General features: G+C 67.5%; 21 protein-coding genes and 1 pseudogene. 17 read left to right on the top strand and 5 right to left on the bottom strand.

Annotated elements, in window-relative coordinates:
* Window positions 1–201 precede the first annotated feature (201 nt).
* Together ACWV8V_RS10925 and ACWV8V_RS10920 are read left to right on the top strand one after the other, a co-directional pair.
* A complete protein-coding gene (locus tag ACWV8V_RS10925; protein ID WP_019184907.1) occupies window positions 202–540 on the top strand; it encodes a P-II family nitrogen regulator in 339 nt (112 codons plus the stop codon).
* A gap of 18 nt (window positions 541–558) precedes the next feature.
* Window positions 559–1,992 carry an ammonium transporter gene (locus ACWV8V_RS10920; protein ID WP_455899733.1) on the top strand — a complete coding sequence of 478 codons (1,434 nt, stop codon included), beginning with the start codon at window positions 559–561 and terminating at the stop codon, window positions 1,990–1,992.
* A gap of 122 nt (window positions 1,993–2,114) precedes the next feature.
* Here the strand turns inward: ACWV8V_RS10920 and ACWV8V_RS10915 are convergent, their stop codons facing one another.
* Window positions 2,115–3,566, bottom strand: coding sequence for a hypothetical protein (locus ACWV8V_RS10915; protein WP_455899732.1), 1,452 nt, complete (start codon window positions 3,564–3,566; stop codon window positions 2,115–2,117).
* A 297-nt stretch (window positions 3,567–3,863) separates the two neighbouring features.
* Between ACWV8V_RS10915 and ACWV8V_RS10910 the strand changes: the two genes are divergently transcribed.
* The 9 genes and pseudogenes from ACWV8V_RS10910 (at window position 3,864) to ACWV8V_RS10870 (ending at window position 10,869) form a co-directional block, all read left to right on the top strand.
* Window positions 3,864–4,610 (top strand): N-acetylmuramoyl-L-alanine amidase, encoded by a 747-nt coding sequence (locus ACWV8V_RS10910; RefSeq protein ID WP_455900122.1) that lies wholly within the window; start codon window positions 3,864–3,866, stop codon window positions 4,608–4,610.
* On the top strand, window positions 4,607–5,782 hold the full coding sequence (mltA, locus tag ACWV8V_RS10905) for a murein transglycosylase A (protein WP_455899731.1): 1,176 nt from the start codon (window positions 4,607–4,609) through the stop codon (window positions 5,780–5,782). The genes ACWV8V_RS10910 and mltA overlap by 4 nt, the downstream gene beginning before the upstream one ends.
* Before the next feature lie 5 nt (window positions 5,783–5,787).
* On the top strand, window positions 5,788–6,087 hold the full coding sequence (locus ACWV8V_RS10900; RefSeq protein ID WP_455899730.1) for an immunity 53 family protein: 300 nt from the start codon (window positions 5,788–5,790) through the stop codon (window positions 6,085–6,087).
* Between the two features lie 22 nt (window positions 6,088–6,109).
* A pseudogene (locus ACWV8V_RS10895) lies at window positions 6,110–6,459 on the top strand (VOC family protein).
* Window positions 6,460–6,541: 82 nt separating this feature from the next.
* Window positions 6,542–6,946: a hypothetical protein gene (locus ACWV8V_RS10890; protein WP_455899729.1), complete on the top strand. Its 405-nt coding sequence runs from the start codon at window positions 6,542–6,544 to the stop codon at window positions 6,944–6,946.
* A gap of 82 nt (window positions 6,947–7,028) precedes the next feature.
* Complete coding sequence (locus tag ACWV8V_RS10885) at window positions 7,029–8,087, top strand: two-component system sensor histidine kinase NtrB (RefSeq protein ID WP_455899728.1); 1,059 nt, start codon at window positions 7,029–7,031, stop codon at window positions 8,085–8,087.
* The gene (ntrC, locus tag ACWV8V_RS10880; RefSeq protein ID WP_346468055.1) at window positions 8,080–9,531 is read left to right on the top strand and encodes a nitrogen regulation protein NR(I); all 1,452 of its coding nucleotides are present in this window, start codon (window positions 8,080–8,082) and stop codon (window positions 9,529–9,531) included. The genes ACWV8V_RS10885 and ntrC overlap by 8 nt, the downstream gene beginning before the upstream one ends.
* Before the next feature lie 94 nt (window positions 9,532–9,625).
* Complete coding sequence (locus ACWV8V_RS10875) at window positions 9,626–10,192, top strand: superoxide dismutase family protein (protein ID WP_455899727.1); 567 nt, start codon at window positions 9,626–9,628, stop codon at window positions 10,190–10,192.
* A 53-nt stretch (window positions 10,193–10,245) separates the two neighbouring features.
* Window positions 10,246–10,869 (top strand): superoxide dismutase family protein, encoded by a 624-nt coding sequence (locus ACWV8V_RS10870; RefSeq protein WP_455899726.1) that lies wholly within the window; start codon window positions 10,246–10,248, stop codon window positions 10,867–10,869.
* A 102-nt stretch (window positions 10,870–10,971) separates the two neighbouring features.
* Here the strand turns inward: ACWV8V_RS10870 and ACWV8V_RS10865 are convergent, their stop codons facing one another.
* A complete protein-coding gene (locus ACWV8V_RS10865; protein ID WP_259260599.1) occupies window positions 10,972–11,859 on the bottom strand; it encodes a hypothetical protein in 888 nt (295 codons plus the stop codon).
* A 92-nt stretch (window positions 11,860–11,951) separates the two neighbouring features.
* On the opposite strand from ACWV8V_RS10865, the gene ACWV8V_RS10860 reads away from it, so the two are divergent.
* Complete coding sequence (locus ACWV8V_RS10860) at window positions 11,952–13,247, top strand: acetyl-CoA C-acetyltransferase (protein ID WP_123731054.1); 1,296 nt, start codon at window positions 11,952–11,954, stop codon at window positions 13,245–13,247.
* A 176-nt stretch (window positions 13,248–13,423) separates the two neighbouring features.
* Here ACWV8V_RS10860 and ACWV8V_RS10855 read toward each other — a convergent pair whose 3' ends face one another.
* The 3 genes from ACWV8V_RS10855 to ACWV8V_RS10845 form a co-directional block, all read right to left on the bottom strand.
* Window positions 13,424–14,788, bottom strand: coding sequence for a heme biosynthesis HemY N-terminal domain-containing protein (locus ACWV8V_RS10855; RefSeq protein WP_455899725.1), 1,365 nt, complete (start codon window positions 14,786–14,788; stop codon window positions 13,424–13,426).
* A gap of 3 nt (window positions 14,789–14,791) precedes the next feature.
* Window positions 14,792–15,769, bottom strand: a complete 978-nt coding sequence (locus ACWV8V_RS10850; RefSeq protein WP_123731056.1) for a uroporphyrinogen-III C-methyltransferase — start codon at window positions 15,767–15,769, stop codon at window positions 14,792–14,794.
* Between the two features lie 109 nt (window positions 15,770–15,878).
* Window positions 15,879–16,655, bottom strand: a complete 777-nt coding sequence (locus ACWV8V_RS10845; RefSeq protein ID WP_259260596.1) for a uroporphyrinogen-III synthase — start codon at window positions 16,653–16,655, stop codon at window positions 15,879–15,881.
* Window positions 16,656–16,698: 43 nt separating this feature from the next.
* Between ACWV8V_RS10845 and ACWV8V_RS10840 the strand changes: the two genes are divergently transcribed.
* From ACWV8V_RS10840 to ACWV8V_RS10820, 5 genes are all read left to right on the top strand, one after another.
* Entirely contained in the window at window positions 16,699–17,169 is a 471-nt protein-coding gene (locus ACWV8V_RS10840) for a YiiD C-terminal domain-containing protein (protein ID WP_259260595.1), read from the top strand.
* Window positions 17,170–17,199: 30 nt separating this feature from the next.
* Window positions 17,200–17,634 (top strand): hypothetical protein, encoded by a 435-nt coding sequence (locus tag ACWV8V_RS10835; RefSeq protein WP_259260594.1) that lies wholly within the window; start codon window positions 17,200–17,202, stop codon window positions 17,632–17,634.
* Between the two features lie 78 nt (window positions 17,635–17,712).
* Window positions 17,713–18,150, top strand: a complete 438-nt coding sequence (locus ACWV8V_RS10830) for a rhodanese-like domain-containing protein (protein WP_088434820.1) — start codon at window positions 17,713–17,715, stop codon at window positions 18,148–18,150.
* 104 nt (window positions 18,151–18,254) lie between these two features.
* Window positions 18,255–18,770 carry a protein-export chaperone SecB gene (gene secB, locus ACWV8V_RS10825; protein WP_019184891.1) on the top strand — a complete coding sequence of 172 codons (516 nt, stop codon included), beginning with the start codon at window positions 18,255–18,257 and terminating at the stop codon, window positions 18,768–18,770.
* 17 nt (window positions 18,771–18,787) lie between these two features.
* Window positions 18,788–19,813 carry an NAD(P)H-dependent glycerol-3-phosphate dehydrogenase gene (locus ACWV8V_RS10820; RefSeq protein WP_259260593.1) on the top strand — a complete coding sequence of 342 codons (1,026 nt, stop codon included), beginning with the start codon at window positions 18,788–18,790 and terminating at the stop codon, window positions 19,811–19,813.
* Window positions 19,814–20,096 lie beyond the last annotated feature (283 nt).

Here is a 20,096-nt window from a genome sequence, read left to right as displayed (position 1 = left end):
CCACCAGGGGCAAGAGAGACCGGACGCGTCATGGGCCCTTCCTCCCTCCCGCGTCACCGCTGGCGTCGCCCTTCGGGCGTCGGCATCGGCGTGGCCCATGCAACGTTCGGCGCAACGACCGGCGGCCATGTGCAAGTGGCCGCCGGTTGACCTGACATCGGCCCTACGCGGGCCGGTTCCATCCACCATCGGGATATGCGCATGAAACTGATCTCCGCCATCATCCGGCCGTTCAAGCTCGACGAGGTCCGCGAGGCCCTCTCCGACGCTGGCGTGTCGGGCATCACCGTGACTGAAGTCAAAGGCTTCGGGCGCCAGAAGGGCCACACCGAGTTGTATCGCGGCGCGGAGTACGTCGTGGATTTCCTGCCGAAGATCAAGATCGAGACCGTCGTGACCGACGATCGCCTGGAGGCCGTCGTCGAGGCCATCCAGACCGCGGCTGGCACCGGCAAGATCGGCGACGGCAAGATCTTTGTCACCGCGGTCGAACAGGTCGTCCGCATCCGCACCGGCGAAATCGGCGCTGACGCGCTCTAACCCCACTCGGAGCCCACAATGAAGACCTCTTTGTTCACCGGGTGGCAAGCCCGGTTCCATGCCGTGTGCCTGATGATGCTGATCAGCGCGTTGGCCGTTGGTGCGTTCTCCAGCAGCGCGCACGCCCAGGCGCAGGTCACCCCGGCACCGTCGGAGACGGTCGCGGTCGAGCCGTTGCCGACCACGCCGGAGGCCACCGCTGCCCCGGTCGCCGAAGCCGCCGCTGCGGCCACGTTCGATCACGGCGATGTCGCCTGGATGCTCACCTCCACCCTGCTGGTGCTGCTGATGGTGGTGCCGGGCCTGGCCCTGTTCTACGGCGGCCTGGTGCGCTCCAAGAACGTGCTGTCCATCCTCAGCCAGATCCTGGTGGTGTTCTCGCTGGTGCTGATGCTGTGGGTGGCCTACGGCTACAGCGCGGTGTTCAGTGAAGGCAACGCCTTCTTCGGCTCGTTCACCGAGTTCGCCTTCCTCAAGGGCTTCGGCCCGGATACCGTCGGCAACACGCCGATCGCCGGCCTGCCGGATTACCTGTTCGTCGCCTTCCAGTCGACCTTCGCCGGCATCACCACCGCCCTGATCGTCGGCGCGTTCGCCGAGCGCATCAAGTTCAAGGCCGTGCTGCTGTTCTCGGCCCTGTGGTTCACCCTGAGCTACATCCCGATGGCGCACATCGTGTGGGGCGGCGGCTATCTGGGTGAGATGGGCGCGATCGACTTCGCCGGTGGCACCGTGGTCCACATCAATGCCGGCGTGGCGGGCCTGGTGGGCGCGTACTTCGTCGGCAAGCGCATCGGCTACGGCCAGACGGCGCTGAAGCCGCACAACGTGCCGTTCACCTATATCGGCGCGATGCTGCTGTGGGTGGGCTGGTTCGGCTTCAACGCCGGCTCGGCGGCCGCCGCCGACACCGTCGCCTCGCTGGCCTTCATCAACACCATCCTGGCCACCGCCGCCGCGGTGCTGGGCTGGACCCTGGTCGAAGCAGTCAGCAAGGGCAAGCCGTCCGCGCTGGGCGCTGCCTCCGGCGCCGTCGCCGGCCTGGTCGGCATCACCCCGGCCTGCGGCACCGTGGGCCCGCTGGGCGCGATCGTGATCGGCCTGGTCGCCGGCGTGGTCTGCGTCTGGGGCGTCACCGGTCTCAAGCGCCTGCTCAAGGTCGATGACACCGCCGATGTGTTCGGCGTGCACGGCATCGGCGGCATCGTCGGTGCGCTGCTCACCGGTGTGTTCAGCGCGCAATCGCTGGGCGGCACCAAGGCCGACCTGGACATCGGTCATCAGGTCTGGGTGCAGCTGGTCAGCGTCGGCTTCACCATCGTCTGGTGTGCCGTGGCCACCGTGCTGATCCTGCTGGTGGTGCGCATGGTGTTTGGCCTGCGCGTCACCGAAGAAGCCGAGCGCACCGGCCTGGACGTCACCTCGCACGGCGAGTCGGCCTACGAGGCCTGATCCGCGCGCGATACCGCATTAGAAACGAGAGAGAGATGCTTTACCTTTGCCGGCGGCCTTCGGGTCGCCGGTTTTTTGTGGGCGTGAGAAGTACCGCGCGCGGGCGATCAGGCCGAGCAGCCTCAGCCGCCCGGGCTGCCGACGTCGCTGGCGCTGATCGGCTCAAGTATCCACCTGCCTTCCGTATCGACGCTCACGTTTACCGTGAACTCACCCTCCAGACTGTCACTGGCCAGCAGCAGCCGCGTGCCATCGAGCAGGAATTCCTCTGGCTGCAGCACGATGGTGAACACACCGTCGGTCGCACCGCCCACCATCGCGCGGTTGCGAACCAGTAGATAGCCGTCGCCGACGATATAGCCGCCCACGATGGATCCCGTCATGGGGGGGACACCTTCCCCGCGAAACTCACCGGTGAGGTGCGGATTCGTTTCTTTGCGGGCCTCCTCGACGGCCTCCACCAAGCGCGGGTCAGCCACCAGGCGATAAGGCGAGGGAATCAAAAGGCGTGCGGCGCTGGAGCCCATGTAGAGGTCGAGCAGCGGCTGCAGATGTGCGCCGCGCTCACTGTTCAACACCTCGACCAATGCCTGGTTGCTGGCGTCGATCTCAGGGACCGGATCGATATCGCCAGTGACTGGATACAGGGCAAGCAACATATCAAGCGGACTGCGCCCGGCCGCCACATCCATCTGCCAGTGCTGTTGGGTTGTTTCGAGCAGCGCACCTGCAAGGCTGCCCAGCAGATACGTCTGGTACCCATGGCCGCGGGTGAAATTGGGCTGCAATCCAGCATGCCACGGAAAGACGTAACGCAGCGACTGGCGAATCCGTGCATCACGATCGGTTGGGTCAGCGATGTCAGCGGCGGCCAGCAGCTGCAGCTCGGCATACTGCGCCATGCCTTCGATGATCTCCTGGCTCGTCATCTCAGTCACGCTTCCATGGACGTCTGCAAAGGCCTGATACCACCTGGAGGCGTGGCGCAGGTGCTGGCTCTGCTCGGCCGGCTGCGCCAGGGCCCGGTGCATTGCATCGTACAGATGCGCTCGCTGCCTTGACCACGACGCGGTGACGGGGTACTCGGCGAAACCATTGGCGCGCGGTGCGACCCATCGGCTTCTCATCTGGAAGTCATGGAACTTCTCGTGAGTGGCCAGCCGAAAGATCCGACGTGCCGGCTCGGTGTCGCCGGGAAAGATGGGCGATGGTGGGCCGCTCACGGCCGCATCCAGCTGGATGACCACTGCGCGACGCCCCGCGATATCGGCAAAGAAGAACACCCAATCGGGGAACCCAGGTGCCAAGGGGTCAATCACGCTGCGATCCAGTTCGCGTTGGCCGTCAGTCGTCACTTCGACCGCCCGATTCTCGAACAGCAGCACTGCGGATTGCGCATCGAAGTCCGCACCCGGCCAGATATCGGGGGCAAGAGGCCACGATCTGGCTACCATTGCCTGGACCTCGTCCACAATGTTGCCCGGATCGTATGCGTTCGCCGCGGTGGGGTTCGAGGTGACAAGCACGCCTATCCCGACGAGGCACACCATCATGTCTGTCATCCATCCTTTCATGCATTGACTCCTCATTTGGTCCATCGCGTGTTACGACCTCGAACCCGACAGCGGTCGTGCGGACGGGTGATCCAGCGGACTCTGAGGGCTGATGCCTGTGGTCGACAGTCGGGAAAGTCTGAAAGGCCCTGGATAGCGATACACATCCCACATTGAGGTGGGAGAATCTCGATGATCGCAATCAGAAATCCGCTGCCTAGTGGTGTCGTCAATCCACAGCTTGGATGCGGTGTTGGCCGGTTGTCCTCACGGCGGGCGCACTTGCAAGGATGCGCAAGGTGACGTGCAATGCGCACCATGACCCTCAATCGATTCCTAGTGTCGGCGATGGTGCTGGTGTTGTCCGCCTGCGCCAGTACCACCGTCCGCAGCCCGCTTGCTACCTGGGTGCCGTCGCCGAACCACAACGCGCGCGCGCCGGTCGTGATCGTCCTGCACCACACCGATCAGCATTCCGTGCAGGAGAGCCTGGATACGCTGCGTAGCGCCAACAGCGGCGGCAAGGTCAGCTCGCACTATCTGGTCGGCGCCGATGGCCACCTCTACCAGCTGGTGGGCGATGACCGCCGCGCCTGGCATGCCGGTCCCGGGCGCTGGGGCACGATCACCGATCTCAACTCGGCCTCGATCGGCATCGAGATCGACAACGACGGCGACACGCCGTTCGCACCGGCACAGATCGCGGCCTTGATCCGCCTGCTGGATGACCTGTGCACGCGCCTGCGCATTCCGCCCAGCCAGATCATCGCGCATGCCGATCTGGCCCCGTCGCGCAAGCAGGATCCCAGCCGTTTCTTCCCGTGGCAGCAGCTGGCCGAGGCCGGTTTCGGCGTATGGCCGCGTGCGGCGGACGGTCCGGCACCGGTGGGCTTCGATCCCTGGATGGCCCTGCAGGCCTTTGGTTACCCGATGGACAACCGCGCTGCCGCCGTTGGCGCCTTCCATCGCCGCTTCCGCGGCCGTGACGATCTCCCCGCAGATCTCGATGCCGAAGACGCCCGCATCCTGCACTCGCTGCTGCTGCAACAGGAACGCCGCCCATGAAGTTCACGCCCGTCCTCTCCGCACTCAAGCACGCCGCGCTGATGGGCGTGGCGTTGGCGCTGTTGAGTGCCTGCGCGGTCGCGCCGCAGCGCTCGGCATCACCCGCGCCAGTGCAAACCAGCACCTACGCGAAGGCAAACTGGAACGCATTGCCCGCCGTCACGGACGCCGATCTGCAAGCCGGCTTCGCGGCCTGGCGCAGCGCCTGCCCGCGCCTGAAGACGGAGACCAACTGGGCATCCACCTGCGCTGCGGCGGCCAATGTCGCCACCACGCCGGCCGCCATCCGCCAGTTTCTTCAGGCGAATCTCGACGTTTACGCCTTGCGCGCCGGCGGAAACCGGGCCGACGGCCTGATCACCGGCTATTACGAGCCGATCTATGCGGGCAGCCTCACGCGTACCGCCAAGGCATCGGTGCCGGTGTACGGCGTGCCCGACGACATGGTCACCGTCCAGCTCGACAGCCTTTACCCCGAGCTCAAGGGCAAGCGCCTGCGCGGCCGCGTGGAAGGGCGCGTGCTCAAGCCGTATGACGATGCCGCGCGGATCGCCGCGAACGGCGTCAAAGCACCGGTACTGGCCTGGCTGACCAGCCCGATGGACCTGCAGTTCCTGCAGATCCAAGGCTCCGGTCGCGTCCAGCTGGCCGATGGTCGTCAACTGCGGATCGCCTACGCCGACCAGAACGGCCATCCCTACCGCCCGATCGGCCGCTGGCTGGTGGAGCAGGGCGAACTGAAGCAGGCCGACGTGAGCATGGCCGCCATCCGCGCCTGGGCCGATGCCCATCCCGCGCGCGTGCCTGAGCTGCTGGCCAGCAACCCCAGCTATGTGTTCTTCACCCGTGGCCCGGACAGCGATGACGGCCCGCGCGGCTCGTTGAACGTGCCGCTGACCGCCGGCTACAGCGTCGCCGTGGACCGCAACGTCGTGCCGCTGGGCAGCCTGCTGTGGCTGTCCACCACGCGCCCGGACGGTACCGCGCTGGTGCGCCCGGTCGCCGCGCAGGACACCGGCGGTGCCATCACCGGTGAAGTACGCGCGGACCTGTTCTGGGGCACCGGCGATGTCGCCGGCGAGCTGGCCGGGCACATGAAGCAGAAGGGCACGATCTGGATGCTGTGGCCCAAGGGTGTGGCGTTGCCGAAGGCACCGGACAAAAGCGAGTGACGCCGATGGATGAACTTCAGCGACTCCAGCAGTGGTATCGACGGCAGTGCAACGGTGACTGGGAGCATTCTTTTGGGGTCACTATCGATACGCTTGATAACCCCGGCTGGCAGGTCAGCATTGATCTCATCGAGACCGAGCTTGAGCACAGGCCTTTTGCATCGATCCGTCGTGGGCACTCGGAAGATGATGCGGACTGGATCATCTGCAAGCTTGAGAAGTCACAGTTCGTCGCCAGTGGCGGCGCCGGCAACTTGACTGAGCTGCTGAGTATATTTCTCAGCTGGGCTGAAGCTCGGAAATAGCGACTGACTGCCGGGAGGGCTCATGAAGGTCAAACGCATCATCGCCAACATCGCCGCGTCCTACCCCGCCGCCGCGGACAGTTTCTATCGGGACATCCTCGGCCTGGAACTGGTCATGGATCACGGCTGGATCCGCACGTACGCCGGGTCAGCCGACATGAACGTCCAAGTGAGTGTCGCGGCCGAGGGCGGATCCGGTACCGAGGTTCCCGATCTTTCCATCGAGGTGGACGACGTGGACGAAGCGCTCCGACGGGTCCAGGCGGCGAACTTGCCCATCGCGTATGGCCCAGCCAACGAACCATGGGGCGTCCGCCGGTTCCATGTCCGGATCCGTTGGGCCAGCTGGTAAATATCCTGGAGCATGTCTAGGTACAGACTGACCATGCACACAACTTCTCTAGATGTCGCAGACGACGCAACGGCCTGCGCTTTCTTCCGGATTGGACTGGTCTTGGGCGTGCTGGATGAGGAGGCCAGCCGGGAATGGGCGTACGCCCGGATCGAAGCACGCGATACGCCGGCCATCGAGATCATCGAAATCGCCACCGCGCATGACCGCAATGCAGCTCTGGATGCGCTGCAAGCCGTTACGGCCCATGCCGATTGGCCAGCCGCCGGCCGCTGGCTGCTGGAGGACTTGCTGGTGCAGTTCCAGTCCGGTCAGCGCTCGGCGTTGGACACGTGCCGGACTGCCATGCGGGTGGCGCATGCGACGCAGCTTCCGGAGGATGTCTACTATGCGTTCGATGGTCTCGAAGACGAGTTGGTGCTTTTGGCCAATGGGATCTACGGAACAGTTGCCGGGCTCGAGGCGGACTTGGTAGACGCGCTGAAGCAGCACTCCGCCACCGTTTGATTGGACCTGAATCTTTCGGCGATGGCCTCCGTTCGCCGTCGTTCCACGCTCAACTCACCCCGTTTTGCACTACATTGGTGCAATGACCACCACGCTCCTGCCCCCCGCCCTCGACGCCCTCGGCACCCCGGTCGCCTGGGCCGGCGCCAGCGGCCGTGTGGTGGGCTGCAATCCCGCCTTCGCCCGCTGGCTGGGCGTGAGCGTGCGCCGCCTGCTGGGCCAGCCGCTGGCCTCGCTGGAGGCACAGGGCGACGCCTTGGCCCACTTCCTGGCCCGCGATGAGCGTGACGCCCTGCGCCTGCACCGGCTGGCCTTGGCGCTGCCGGGCGATGCACCCCGTTTTGCCGAGGGGTGGCTCAGCCGCTGGGACGAGGGCGGCTGGCTGCTGGAGGCGCATCCGGTCGATGAATTCCCGGGGTTGGACCCCACCCAGGCGCTGCCCAGCGCGCTCAGTGCCGCGCTCAAGGGCCTGGCGCATGAGCTGCGCAATCCGCTGGCGGGATTGAAGGGCGCGGCCCAGCTGCTGGCACGCCGCAACGCGCAACGCGATCCGGACGAGCGTGAACTGATCGAGCTGATCGGCTCGGAGATCGAACGCCTGAACGGCCTGCTCGAGCAACTGTTGTCGCCCGCGCCGGCCGCGCCGCATGCGCCCCTCAACATCCACGCATCGTTGGAGCGCGTCCTGCGCCTGGCCGAGAGCGAGGGCGGCTGGGCGGTCCGGATACAGCGCGATTACGACCCCAGCATTCCCGAGTTCGATGGCGATGCGGACCGGCTCACCCAGGCGGTGTGGAACCTGGTCCGCAATGCGATCCAGGCCGGTGCGGGCACCGTCACCCTGCGCACGCGTGTGGAGCACGGCGTACGCATCACCGATCAGCTGCATCCGCTGGCGCTGCGGCTGGAAATCGCCGATGACGGCCGTGGCGTGCCCGAAGACCTGGCCGAGCATCTGTTCCTGCCGCTGGTCAGCGGCCGCGCCGAAGGCACCGGGTTGGGCCTGGCGCTGGCCCAGCAGGTCGCGCGCGAGCACCGCGGCACCCTGACCTACCGCTCGCGCCCGGGCCATACCGTTTTCACCGTGCTGCTGCCGATCGGGCAGGGCACCCCCGCCGAGGACACTGCCGCCCATGGCTGACCAGGTCGACACCACCGCCCAGCGTGTCTGGGTGGTCGACGATGACCGCGCGGTGCGCTTCGTGCTGTGCACCGCGCTGCGCGAGGCCGGCTACCGCGTCGAAGGGTTCGACGGCGCGGCTGCCGCCTTGGCGATGCTGGCCGAGCAGGCGCCGCCGGATCTGCTGTTCACCGATGTCCGCATGCCCGGTGATGATGGTCTGGTCCTGCTGGACAAGCTGAAGGCAGCGCATCCGCAGCTGCCGGTGATCGTGATGTCGGCCTATACCGATGTGGCGAGCACGGCCGGTGCCTTCCGCGGCGGTGCACAGGAGTTCCTGTCCAAGCCCTTCGATCTGGATGACGCGGTCGCGCTGGCGCAGCGGGTGCTGCCCGCGCCGGATGTCACTCTGGCCGAGCCGAGCGAGACTGCCAGCACGACCCCGCCCGACCAACGCCCGCAGCTGGTCGGTGATACGCCGGCGATGCGAGCGTTGTTCCGCGCGATCGGCCGCTTGGCGCAGGCGCCGCTGTCGGTGCTGATCAATGGCGAGACCGGCACCGGCAAGGAGCTGGTCGCGCATGCGCTGCACCACGAGTCGCCGCGCGTGCAGGGTCCCTTCGTCGCGCTCAATACCGCGGCGATTCCGTCCGAACTGCTGGAGAGCGAGTTGTTCGGCCACGAGGCGGGTGCGTTCACCGGTGCACAGCGTCGCCATATCGGCCGCTTCGAACAGGCCAACGGCGGCACCTTGTTCCTGGATGAAATCGGCGACATGCCGTTACCGCTGCAGACGCGCCTGCTGCGCGTGCTGGCCGAGGGCGAGTTCTTCCGCGTGGGCGGGCGTGAGCTGATCCGCGTGGATGTGCGCGTGATCGCCGCGACCCATCAGGATCTGGAAACGCTGGTCGCGCAGGGGCGCTTCCGTGCCGATCTGCTGCACCGGCTGGATGTGGTGCGGCTGCGGTTGCCGCCGCTGCGTGAGCGTCGTGACGATGTCGCGCAGCTGGCCGAAACCTTCCTTGTGGCGGCCGCGCACAAACTCGATACACCGCCCAAGCGCCTGACCGCAGCAGCACTGCAGGCGCTGCGCGAACACGATTGGCCCGGCAACGTGCGTGAGCTGGAGAACGTGTGCTGGCGCATGGCCGCGCTTGCCGCCGCCGACAGCATCGGCGTGGCCGACGTGGACAGCGCACTGCATCGCGGTGCCGGCGCACCGCGCTCGCGCAGTGCCGGTGATCCGGGGCAGTGGGAAACGCTGCTTTCGGCGTGGGCGCGCCAGCGTCTGGCCGAAGGGGCTGAAGGCCTGCACGCGCAGGTGCGCGACCGGGTCGACCAGGCGCTGCTCGAAGCGGCCCTGCAGATCACCCATGGCCGCCGTGCCGAAGCCGCCGCGCGGCTGGGCATGGGCCGCAACACCCTCACCCGCAAGCTCGGCGCCGGCCGCCGTCGCGGCGGATGAACCGCATGTCCACATCGCGTGTGCGCCATGTCCGGGCCGCTTTCATGGCCCGTGGACGAGCACACGGTTAGTTTGTAACCAAGGAGTCTTTCCCATGCGCAGTTCCCCTGTCGTCCTCGCTGCGGCGATCGCGGTCGGTCTGGCCGCCTGCGGCAGCACACCGCCGCCGCGCCCCGTCGCCCCCGTCGTACCGGTGGTCAGTACCGCGCAGATGGCCGAGGCAAACCTGTCGCCGGCGTCGGCCAGTCTGGTCAGTGGGCGCTTGGCGCTGGTCCCGGATGCCCGTGGCGTGCACATCACCGGTGTCATCGGTGGTCTGCAGCCGCTGCAGGTGGCCGGGTTCCACGTCCATGAGCGCGGCGACTGCAGTGCGGTTGATGCCAGCAGCGCCGGTGCGCATTTCAATCCCGCCGGGCAACCGCATGGCCGCAACAGTGCCGGTGCGCATCACGCCGGTGACATGGACAACCTGCGCGCCGATGCGCAGGGCCGCGTCAACGTCGACATCCGCCTGCCAGCGGTTACCCTTGGCGGCGGTGCAGCCACCGATATCGCCGGACGTGCCCTGATCGTGCACGCCAACGCCGACGATTACCGCAGCCAGCCGGCCGGCAACGCCGGCGCCCGAATTGCCTGCGGCGTCATCCGGGTCGTGCGCTGATCGCGCAGTCCTACGACGTCGTTTCTTCCAACGCTACCCGCAAGGAGATTCACATGCGCCTGATCCACACCACGCTGTTCGCTGCCATCGCCGCGCTCGGCCTGACCGCCTGCAACAAGCCGGCCGACACCACCCCGGCTGCCGAAGCGACAGCAGCCCAGCCGACGGCCGAAGCGACCCCGGAAGCCCCGCCGGCAATGACCAGCGAAGCCCATGCCAACCACACCGCCAGTGCCGATCTCGCCGCCACCCAGGGCAACGACGTCAAAGGCAACGTGACCTTCAGCATCGTCGACGGCAAGGTCCACGTGAAGGGCCAGGTCAGCGGCCTGAAGCCGAACAGCGAGCACGGCTTCCACATCCATGAGAAGGGCGACTGCAGTGCGCCGGACGGCGCCAGCGCCGGCGGCCACTTCAACCCGGGCCAGCAGGACCACGGCAGCGTGGCCAGCGAACCGCATCACGGCGGCGACATGCCCAACATCAAGGCTGATGCCCAGGGCAACGCCGTGGTCGACGCCCCGGTCTCGACCAACGTCAACATCGGCAAGGGCGATGATTTCGACATCATTGGCCGCGGCCTGATCGTCCATGCCGACGCGGACGACTACAAGACCCAGCCGACCGGCAATGCCGGTGCACGCCTGGCGTGTGCGGTGATCAAAGCGGCCCCGTAATCCGGGCCGTGTGTGACGAAAAACGCCGGCGAACGCCGGCGTTTTTTTTTAATAACGGGGACGGAGGTAGTTAAGCCGCCGGCTTAACTACCTCCGTCCCTATTAACGCGACAGCAATTCGCGCGCGTCCTGCCCGGCCTCGCAGTGCACGAACAGCACCGGCAGGCCGTGCGCTTCGAGCACGGCGGCCATCTGCCGCTGGCGGATCAGGTACTGGTCGTAGATGCCCTGCAGGCGATCACAGTCGCCGGTGCCGTGGTTGTAGTACGCACACCAGCCGGCGGGATCGAACAGCGCCATACGCACTTCGCCATCAGCGTATCGAAGCAGCGGCTCCGGCGCGGCATCCAGCCACTCTTCCACGTGCGGTGCCATCAGCGCGGTTTCGATCAGCGGCCACAGAATCGCCAGGCCCTGGTTGTCGTACTGCATCGACATCATCGCGGCGAGGTCATTCACCGTGAAATAGCGGGCGTGCTCGATCTGCGCGCCGAAGGCGTTCTGCGCCTGCAGCGCGGTATCGGCCTGCGCCATGCCCTGGGCCAGCAGCACCTCTTCCAGTGCTTCGGCCACGGCCTGGGTCTGGACGACTTCGGTGCCGGTCAGCAGGAACGGGACGACCCGCAGGCCGCCACCGGTAAGGCTGGCATCGGCCTGGAAGGGCAGCGGGACATCGCCGTCGGCGCCGGCACCAAAAGCCAGCACGCGCGGGCCCTGGTTGCGGCCCGGGGCGCGCATCTGCAGTTCTTCCAGGCGCCGGTGCACCGGCCAGCCCGGGCGCAGGATTTCAGCCGGATCGAAATGGGCGCCGGCGAACACGAAGTCCAGCCCGCTGACGCCGGGCACCAGCTTGGCCAGATCGCGGCCGACGCGCTCGGCCAGTTCACCAGCCTGTTCGGAGGACAGCGCGGCATGGCGCGGGGCGTCGCCGCCGGCCAGTTCCAATGCCAGTACGCCAATGGCATTCATGCCGTGGTCGGGTTTGCTCATGGTTTCACGGTTGGCCCATCACAGGGCGGCAGCTACACTTGGCCCCATTATGCCTGCTCCTTCGTGCAGGCCATGTTGCAGACACCCCTCCCATGCCAGGTATCTCCATGCCCAACGCCCGTCCCGTCGCCATCCTCGGCGGCGTCCGCATTCCGTTCTGTCGCCAGAACACGGCTTATTCGGACGTCGGCAACCTCGGCATGTCGGTGCGTACCCTCGGTGCGCTGGTCGAACGCTTCGGCCTGCACGGCCAGCAGTTGGGCGAAGTGGCGATGGGCGCTGTGATCAAGCACTCCAGCGACTGGAACCTCGGCCGCGAAGCCACGCTGTCCTCGGGCCTGTCTCCGCTGACCCCCGGCATCACCATGCAGCGCGCCTGCGGCACCTCGCTGGACACGATCATCGCGGTGGCCAACAAGATCGCGCTGGGCCAGATCGACTCGGGCATCGGCGGCGGCTCGGATACCACCTCCGATGTGCCGATCGTGTACGGCAAGAAGCTGCGCGCGCGCCTGCTGGCGGCCAACCGGGCCAAGAGCACCGGCGACAAGCTCAAGGCACTGACCCGCGGCTTCAAGCTGAGCGAGCTCAAGCCGGAATTCCCGGGCGTGGCCGAGCCGCGCACCGGCAAGAGCATGGGCGACCACTGCGAAGACATGGCCAAGGAGTGGAACATCTCCCGCGACTCGCAGGACGAGTGGGCAGTGTCCTCGCACAAGAAGCTGGCCGCCGCCTATGAGCGCGGTTTCTTCACCGATCTGATCGCGCCGTTCCGCGGCGTGGAGCGCGACAACATCCTGCGCGCCGATACCTCGCTGGAAAAGCTGGCCACGCTGAAGCCGGCCTTCGACAAGGTCTCCGGCCGCGGCACGCTGACCGCCGCCAACTCCACCCCGCTCACCGATGGCGCCTCGGCGGTGCTGCTGGCCAGCGAAGAATGGGCGCGTGCGCATGGCCATGAGCCGCTGGCGTACCTGCGCGATTCGCAGGTGGCGGCCGTTGATTTCGTGCATGGCGAAGGCCTGCTGATGGCGCCGACCATCGCCGTGCCGGAGATGCTCAAGCGCAACGGCCTGACCCTGCAGGATTTCGATATCTACGAGATCCACGAAGCGTTCGCCGCCCAGGTGCTGTGCACGCTGCGCGCCTGGGAAAGCGAAGACTACTGCCGCAACCGCCTCGGCCTGGATGCACCACTGGGCAGGATCGACCCGGCCAAGATCAACCCGCTGGGCTCTTCGCTCGCCACCGGCCACCCGTTCGCGGCGACCGGCGCCCGCGTGATCGCCACGGCAGCCAAGCAGCTGGCCGAACGCGGCGGTGGCCGCGCGCTGGTCTCGATCTGCACCGCCGGCGGCATGGGCGTGGTGGCGATCGTCGAGCGCTGATCGCCCTGCGGCAGTGAACGAAGAAGGCCGCCCAAGGGCGGCCTTCTTTTTTGTATCTGGCGGAGGTGTGCACCCTTCGGCTCTGGTGGTGCCGGCCGCTGGCCGGCTCCTCCACCCCCTCTCACGGACTCCGCGTCGCCGGCCAGCGGCCGGCACTACCGGGTAACGCGCTGCCTTTACGGCAGACGCGAATTGCCGAACTCGTCGCGTTCCACGTGCAGGCGATCTTCTTCGACAGGCAGGCGACCCTGTTCGACATGCAGGCGATCCTGCACCGGGGCCGGTTCGCCCATCAGTGATTGCTCTTCGATGGTGGCGCGCTCGGGCACGATCGGATCCAGCGGAGTGGTGGCCGTTGCACGGGCCAGCGCCACGCTGTCATCCCCACGCTGCTGGCGCAGGGCATTGGCGAAGCACTGCGAGGCCAGCGCGGTCTCGCCGCGATCCAGGAACACCTCGCCCAACGCTTCCCACGCGGCCGGGCCGGCGCCGGCGGCAATCGCGCGGTGCAGATAGTCCTCGGCCAGGGTGTGCTGGCGCTGACGCGCGGCAATGCGTCCCAACGCCAGCAGCAATGCGGGGCTGGAAGGCTGCATGGTCAACCAGCGCTGCAGGTTGGCCTGGCGCGTGGCCAGCTTTTCGACCGGCATCTGGCCGTAAAGCGTCACCACCGATTCGTCCCAGCGCGTGTCCAGGGCCTGTTCGAGGTTGAGCAGGGCCGGTTCGTCCCAGTCCAGCGCCACTGCGCGCAGCGCATAGGCGGAGACGACATCGGGATCGCTGCGCAATGCCTTCGGCGTGGCTTCCCACTGGGTGGCCAGCGCGTTGACGTCGCCGGCTTCCAGCAGCGACTGTGCGGCCAGGCGGATTTCCAGCTCCGCCACGGCGGCATCTGGCAGGACCTTCTGCTTGCGCAGCGCGCCCAGCTGGCCATAGGCCTCATGCGCGCGATCGGCACGCGCCAGCGCTTCGGTACGCAGCCACAGGCCGCGCGGCGGCAGCGGCTGGATCGCGGCAACGTCCAGCACGTTGATCGCATCGACCGGGCGTTCCTGCGCCAGCAGGCGTTCGGCCAGCAGCAGGGCATGGCTGGTGGCGTCTTCGGTGGCGAGGCGCTGCAGGTACTGATTGACCGCCGCATCGTCATCGCGCGCCTGCGCACTGCGCACTGCGGTCACCATGGCGACCGCACTCACTTCCTTGTCTTCAGCAGCACTGGTCAGCAGCTTTTCCGCACGCTGCCAGTGGCCGTGTTCGTGTGCCTGCAGGCCTTCAGTGAGGCGGGCGCGGCCCTGCTTGCGGCGGTAGCGGCCCCAGGCACGGAACGGCGAGGCCAGCAGGCTCCACAGCAACCACAGCACCAGCAGGCCGACCAGCACCATCAGCGCGACCTGGGGCACGGTGGAGCGGTAGTCGGTGCCGCCATAGCGGTAGATCACTTCACCAAACTGGCGCAGCTGCTCGGTGCCGAGCCACTGCGAGGCGATCACGCCCAGGGCGACGGCCAGCAGCAGGACCACTAGAGATTGAAACGGCTTCATCGATTAACTCCCAGTGCGCATCGTGCGCAGTTGCTGCAGGGTGCTGCCCAGTTCGGGCAACGATGGACGCAGCTCACGGGCGCGTAGTTGATGCAGTTCAGCACGACGCTCGCGCAGAGCAGGTGAATCCGGCCACAGCCGCGGCAGCCACAGCGCCACCCGGTCCAGCGCCTGGGCGTAACCGGCCTGGTCGCCGCGCTCCACGGCGGCGCGCGCCAGGGTCAGCTCCAGTTGCAGCGAATCCCAGGCGGCCACACGCTCGGCCTCGGTCAAGGGGCCCTGCAGGCGGGTGGGGGTGATGGTCACGAACGGGGCCAGCACCTGGTGCCACCACGGCGTTACCGCGGTGGCGTCGACCGGTGCGTCGATCTGCTCGGGCAGCCCGGTCAATGCCGCGGCGAACTGCGCCAGCGCGGCCTGTGCCTGGGCGCGCGCGCCCGGGCCGAGCGCATCCACGGCGTTGCGCTCCTGCATCAGCGCCTGCCGCAGATTCAGATACTCACTGCCCTGCACGTCGTCCAGCGAGGTCGCCGCCAACGCGTACAGGCGCTTGGCGCCCTCGACGTCATCGGCATAGGCCAGGCGCTGCCCGGCCTGGCTCAGCAGCAGCTCGGCCTCTTCCAGCTGCAGCGCCTGGGCGCCGTGGCGGGTGCTGTCGGCGAGCTTGGCCAGATTCTCTTCCAGCAGAGCATTGCGTTGACTCAGGCCCAGCATTTCATCGCGCAGCACGCGGTTGGTCGCGGCCGCATCCTGCACGCGCTGGGAGGTCGACCGCTGGTCGCGGCGCAGCGCCTCGACGCTGTCCAGCAGGCCCTGCATCTGCAGTTGGCTGTTCTCGGCGCGCAGGCGCTCCTGCGTCTGTCGCGATTGCCATTGCATCCAGCCCCAGGCACCGGCCCCGACCAATACGGCCAGCGCCGCGATCGGCACGATCCAGCGCAGGGGGCGGCTCGAAGAGGGGGGCGATACAGGGTCGTTCATACAGGCATCCTTGTCGCGCGCGCCGGGCAGTCCGCTTGGCTGGCGAGCGACGTGGCGCACAGCATCGCCTGCCGCCCGAGCCCCCTGCAAGGCCGCAGGCCTTCCCTGTTCAGGAAGACGCGGGGTGCATGAGCGCGGCGTGTGCAGCGCTGACCAGCTGCGCCGGCAGCGGGCCGGCGGCCAGCGTCACGTCGAGGAAGCCGGCCGCCTGTGCCTGCGCCACCAGCCGCTCGCTGGCGGCTGCCACAGCTGCCGTGCGCAGGCGGGCCTGCAGGTCCGGGGGGAGCTGCTCCAGCACCAGTGACAAGGCCTCGCCACTGCTCACTGCCAGTGCCCAGGGGGCGGCTGCCTGCCGCAGCCGTTGCAGCGTGCGCGGTGCCAAGGGCAGGGGCCGGCGCGCATACACGTTGGCCCGCAGCAGCTGGGCGCCGCGTTGCTGGAGGATCTGCGCGATCACGCCACGTCCGCCGGGGGCCGTCACCAGCCCGGCACGCAGGCCGCGCAGGTCGGCCAGCGCAGGCAGCGCCAGCAACCCTTCGCTGTCCATCCGCCCCGGCGCGAGCACATCACGGGCGCCCTGCCGCGCCAGGGCGGCGGCCGTCCCTGCGCCGACCGCCAGCCACTGGCCAGCGTGCGGGGCATCCAGGGCGGTCAGTCGCGCTGCGGCATGGACGGCGGCCGGGCTGCTGAAGACGACCCGCTCGGCCGCCAGCGCAGCGGCGAGGTCGGCGCAGGTGGCCGCATCCCTGCGCGCCTGCAGCGCCCACGGTGACAGCGCGATGACGCTGGCGCCGGTGCCCTTGGCCGCACGTCGCACGGGCGCATGCTGGCCACGCGGGCGCAGCGAGATCAGGGTCCAGGGCGCGACTTTCGTTTCGGTGTTCATTGCGGGCATTATGCGAGCCCTTCGATGTGACGTGATCAACCAGATGTCCGCAACCGATTCCCTGTCGGCGCAGTTGTCCGCGCTGCAGCATGTCCTGGATACCATGCCGCCGGTGGCGGCGATGCAGATCCGGGTCCACGATTATCGCGACGGCGTTCTGCACATCCGCGCCCCCCTGGCGGCCAACGTCAACGACAAAGGCAATGCGTTCGGCGGCAGCCTGGCCTCGGCCCTGACCCTGTCCGGTTGGGCGCTGGTGACCCTGCGCCTGCGTCTGGCCGGGTTCGATGCGGATGTCTACGTGGCCGACAGCCACCTCCGCTACCTGGCCCCGGTCTATGGCGACCTGGATGCGCAGGCCCAGGCCGACGCCGAAACCGACTGGGACAGCTTCCTGGCCACCTTCGCCCAGCGCGGCAAGGCGCGCATCAGCCTTACCGCCCGCCAGCCGGGCGAAGGCGACAAGGCCGCCGCAGAGCTGAGCGGCCGTTTCGTGGCGTTCGCCAGGCGGTAGGATGGGCGCCTTGCCTATTGGGGAATTCGCATGCGCCGTACGCTCCAGATCCTGCTGATCGCCTTGTTCGCGCTGACCAGCGTGACCGCGCTCGCCGCCGAGCAGAAGACCACCAGGAAGCAGCGCAAGGCGCTGGAGGAAACCCAGATCAAGTACGACGCCACGATGCGCTGGGGCACCGTCGAGGACGCCTTGCCGTACCTGGATCCGGAATACGCCAAGGCCCACCCGCTGACCGATCTGGAGCTGCGCCGCTTCGAGCAGGTGAAAATCTCCAGCTATCGCGCCAGCGACAACGTGCCCATGCCCGACGGCCGGGTGGGGCGCACGGCCGAGGTGCGGGTGATCAACAACAACACCCAGTCCGAACGGACCGTGCGGGTGCGGGAGATCTGGCGCTGGGATGCCGAGGACAAGCGCTGGCTCCAGGCCAACGGCCTGCCGGACCTCTGGCAGGACCGCTGAGGCCTGCCAGCACGGGGCTGGACGCCGATTCGCCTGCATGTGCGACAATCGGCGCCCGCTTATCGACCCGTGATCTTAGTGAATTACGAAGAGTTGCTGGCCTTTGCCGGCCGAAACCCGATGTTGTCGATGGCCCTGGTCGGCCTGACCGTGGCCATCATCGTGACCGAAGTCCGCCGACTGTTCCGCGGCTTCAAGTCGCTCAAGCCGGCTGAACTGACCCAGCTGATGAATGCCGGTGGCGCCATCGTGGTCGATCTGTCCTCGAGCAGCGATTTCGAGAAGGGCCATATCGCCGGCAGCCGCAACGTGCAGCCGAGCCAGTTCGGTCCGGAGCACAAGCTGGTGGCCAAGGCCCAGCAGAGCCCCGTCGTGCTGGTATGCCGTACCGGCAATGCCTCCGAGACCGCTGCCAAGGCGCTGAAGAAGGCTGGTTTCACCCAGGTCAACGTGCTCGACGGTGGCATCCCGGCGTGGCAGCAGGCCGAGTTGCCGCTGGTCAAGGGGCGCAACTGATTCCCGTCGGATTGCTGCGCATGCCTTGTGCGTGGCGCACAGCGCCCCCATCGCAGGGCATGTAACAATCCGTTTTTACAGCATTCATTTTGGAGCAACAGGAAATGTCCGAAGAGAACACCAACGGCGCGGTCGCGCCGGTCGACGCCGCCACCGGTCCCTCGTTCACCGTCGAGAAGATCTACGTCAAGGACGTTTCGTTCGAATCGCCGAACGCTCCGGCCGTCTTCAATGACGCCGTGCAGCCGGAACTGCAGCTCAACCTGAACCAGCGCGTGCAGCGCCTGGGCGAGAGCGCCTTCGAAGTCGTGCTGGCCGTGACCCTGACCTGCAAGGCCGGCGAGAAGACCGCCTACGTGGCCGAAGTACAGCAGGCCGGCGTGTTCGGCCTGGTCGGCCTGGACCCGCAGTCGATCGACGTGCTGCTCGGCACCCAGTGCCCGAACATCCTGTTCCCGTACGTGCGTTCGCTGGTGAGTGAGCTGATCCAGGCCGGCGGCTTCCCGCCGTTCTTCCTGCAGCCGATCAACTTCGAAGGCCTGTACGCCGAAACCCTGCGCCAGCGTCAGGAACAGGGCGAGACCTCGCTCGCTGATTCCGAGCCGGCCGGCAACGCCTGATCGGCGCTGCAGTACGGATGAGCAACCACGCAGACAAAATCGCGGTTCTCGGCGCCGGCTCCTGGGGCACCGCCCTGGCGAGCCTGCTCGCGCGGCACGGTCATCCGACCGTGTTGTGGGGGCGCGATGCGGCGATGGTCGAGGCCATCGACCAGCGCCACGAGAACACCCGTTATCTGCCGGGCATTCCGCTGCCCGAGTCGCTGCGCGCGACCACCGATCTGGCCGCTGCCGTCAAGGACGCTGCCTGGATCCTGGTGGTGGTGCCCTCGCACGCCTTCGGTGAAACCGTGCGTGCGCTGGCGCCACTGCGACCGGCCGATGCCGGCGTGGCGTGGGCGACCAAGGGCTTCGAACCCGGCTCCGGTCGGTTCCTGCACGAAGTGGCGCGTGAGGTCCTTGGGTCGGACGTGCCGCTGGCGGTGGTGACCGGTCCGTCGTTCGCCAAGGAAGTCACCCAGGGCCTGCCGACTGCGATCACCGTGCACGGTGACGCGCCGGACTTCGCCCAGCAGGTGGCCGATGCCATGCACGGTCCGGCGTTCCGCGCCTACACCGGCGATGACATGGTCGGTGCCGAGCTCGGCGGTGCGATGAAGAACGTGCTGGCCGTGGCCACCGGCGTCGCCGATGGCATGCAGCTGGGGCTCAACGCCCGTGCCGGCCTGATCACCCGTGGCCTCAACGAGATGCTGCGGCTTGCCGCGGCGATCGGTGCCAAGCCGGAAACCCTGATGGGGTTGGCCGGTCTGGGCGATCTGGTGCTGACCTGCACCGGCGATCTCTCGCGCAACCGGCGCCTGGGCCTGGCCCTGGGCCGTGGCCAGACGTTGACCGATGCGGTCCGTGAGATCGGCCAGGTGGTCGAGTCGGTGCAGACTGCTGATGAGGTGATGCGCCAGGCGCGCCGTCACGGCATCGACCTGCCCATCTCAGACCGCGTGCGCGCGGTGCTGCACGGTGAGCAGACGCCGGAAGAGGGATTGCGTGCGCTGTTGGCACGCGAGCAGAAGCCGGAGTATCCGGACACGCTGTTCAAGTGAGGCACGAAAAACCCCGGCAAGCGCCGGGGTTTTTTTTTGGTTCTTCGTCTACTGCAGAGGGACCTGTCATCCCATGTGCCGCAGTAGATGACGCACGCCGTACGCGTGTGGCCCGGGAGCCTGGGCGTTCCTGTCTCCGCTCAGATATGCCGCAAGCGTGAGGGCCCCGTAGCGGCCGGTAGGCCCCAAGGCAAATGTCCCCCGGCCGCCGCTTGGCAGCGACGCCCTCCTCCTTGATTTTGCCCAGGGGCCCACCGGCCTCTACGGTGCTCGCGCGTGGCAC

This window comes from Stenotrophomonas sp. Ker107b (assembly GCF_053847245.1).
The sequence above is the reverse complement of the archived record's forward strand: the minus strand, read 5'-3'. Positions and strand labels throughout refer to the sequence as shown.

Coding starts and splice junctions, on each gene's coding strand:
- ACWV8V_RS10925 (WP_019184907.1), top strand. CDS start 202: ATGAAACTGATCTCCGCCATCATCCGGCCGTTCAAGCTCGACGAGGTC.
- ACWV8V_RS10870 (WP_455899726.1), top strand. CDS start 10,246: ATGCGCCTGATCCACACCACGCTGTTCGCTGCCATCGCCGCGCTCGGC.
- ACWV8V_RS10820 (WP_259260593.1), top strand. CDS start 18,788: ATGAGCAACCACGCAGACAAAATCGCGGTTCTCGGCGCCGGCTCCTGG.
- ntrC (WP_346468055.1), top strand. CDS start 8,080: ATGGCTGACCAGGTCGACACCACCGCCCAGCGTGTCTGGGTGGTCGAC.
- secB (WP_019184891.1), top strand. CDS start 18,255: ATGTCCGAAGAGAACACCAACGGCGCGGTCGCGCCGGTCGACGCCGCC.
- ACWV8V_RS10885 (WP_455899728.1), top strand. CDS start 7,029: ATGACCACCACGCTCCTGCCCCCCGCCCTCGACGCCCTCGGCACCCCG.
- ACWV8V_RS10910 (WP_455900122.1), top strand. CDS start 3,864: ATGACCCTCAATCGATTCCTAGTGTCGGCGATGGTGCTGGTGTTGTCC.
- ACWV8V_RS10845 (WP_259260596.1), bottom strand. CDS start 16,655: ATGAACACCGAAACGAAAGTCGCGCCCTGGACCCTGATCTCGCTGCGC.
- ACWV8V_RS10850 (WP_123731056.1), bottom strand. CDS start 15,769: ATGAACGACCCTGTATCGCCCCCCTCTTCGAGCCGCCCCCTGCGCTGG.
- ACWV8V_RS10900 (WP_455899730.1), top strand. CDS start 5,788: ATGGATGAACTTCAGCGACTCCAGCAGTGGTATCGACGGCAGTGCAAC.
- ACWV8V_RS10920 (WP_455899733.1), top strand. CDS start 559: ATGAAGACCTCTTTGTTCACCGGGTGGCAAGCCCGGTTCCATGCCGTG.
- ACWV8V_RS10860 (WP_123731054.1), top strand. CDS start 11,952: ATGCCAGGTATCTCCATGCCCAACGCCCGTCCCGTCGCCATCCTCGGC.
- ACWV8V_RS10855 (WP_455899725.1), bottom strand. CDS start 14,788: ATGAAGCCGTTTCAATCTCTAGTGGTCCTGCTGCTGGCCGTCGCCCTG.
- ACWV8V_RS10865 (WP_259260599.1), bottom strand. CDS start 11,859: ATGAGCAAACCCGACCACGGCATGAATGCCATTGGCGTACTGGCATTG.
- ACWV8V_RS10915 (WP_455899732.1), bottom strand. CDS start 3,566: ATGAAAGGATGGATGACAGACATGATGGTGTGCCTCGTCGGGATAGGC.
- ACWV8V_RS10835 (WP_259260594.1), top strand. CDS start 17,200: ATGCGCCGTACGCTCCAGATCCTGCTGATCGCCTTGTTCGCGCTGACC.
- ACWV8V_RS10840 (WP_259260595.1), top strand. CDS start 16,699: ATGTCCGCAACCGATTCCCTGTCGGCGCAGTTGTCCGCGCTGCAGCAT.
- ACWV8V_RS10875 (WP_455899727.1), top strand. CDS start 9,626: ATGCGCAGTTCCCCTGTCGTCCTCGCTGCGGCGATCGCGGTCGGTCTG.
- mltA (WP_455899731.1), top strand. CDS start 4,607: ATGAAGTTCACGCCCGTCCTCTCCGCACTCAAGCACGCCGCGCTGATG.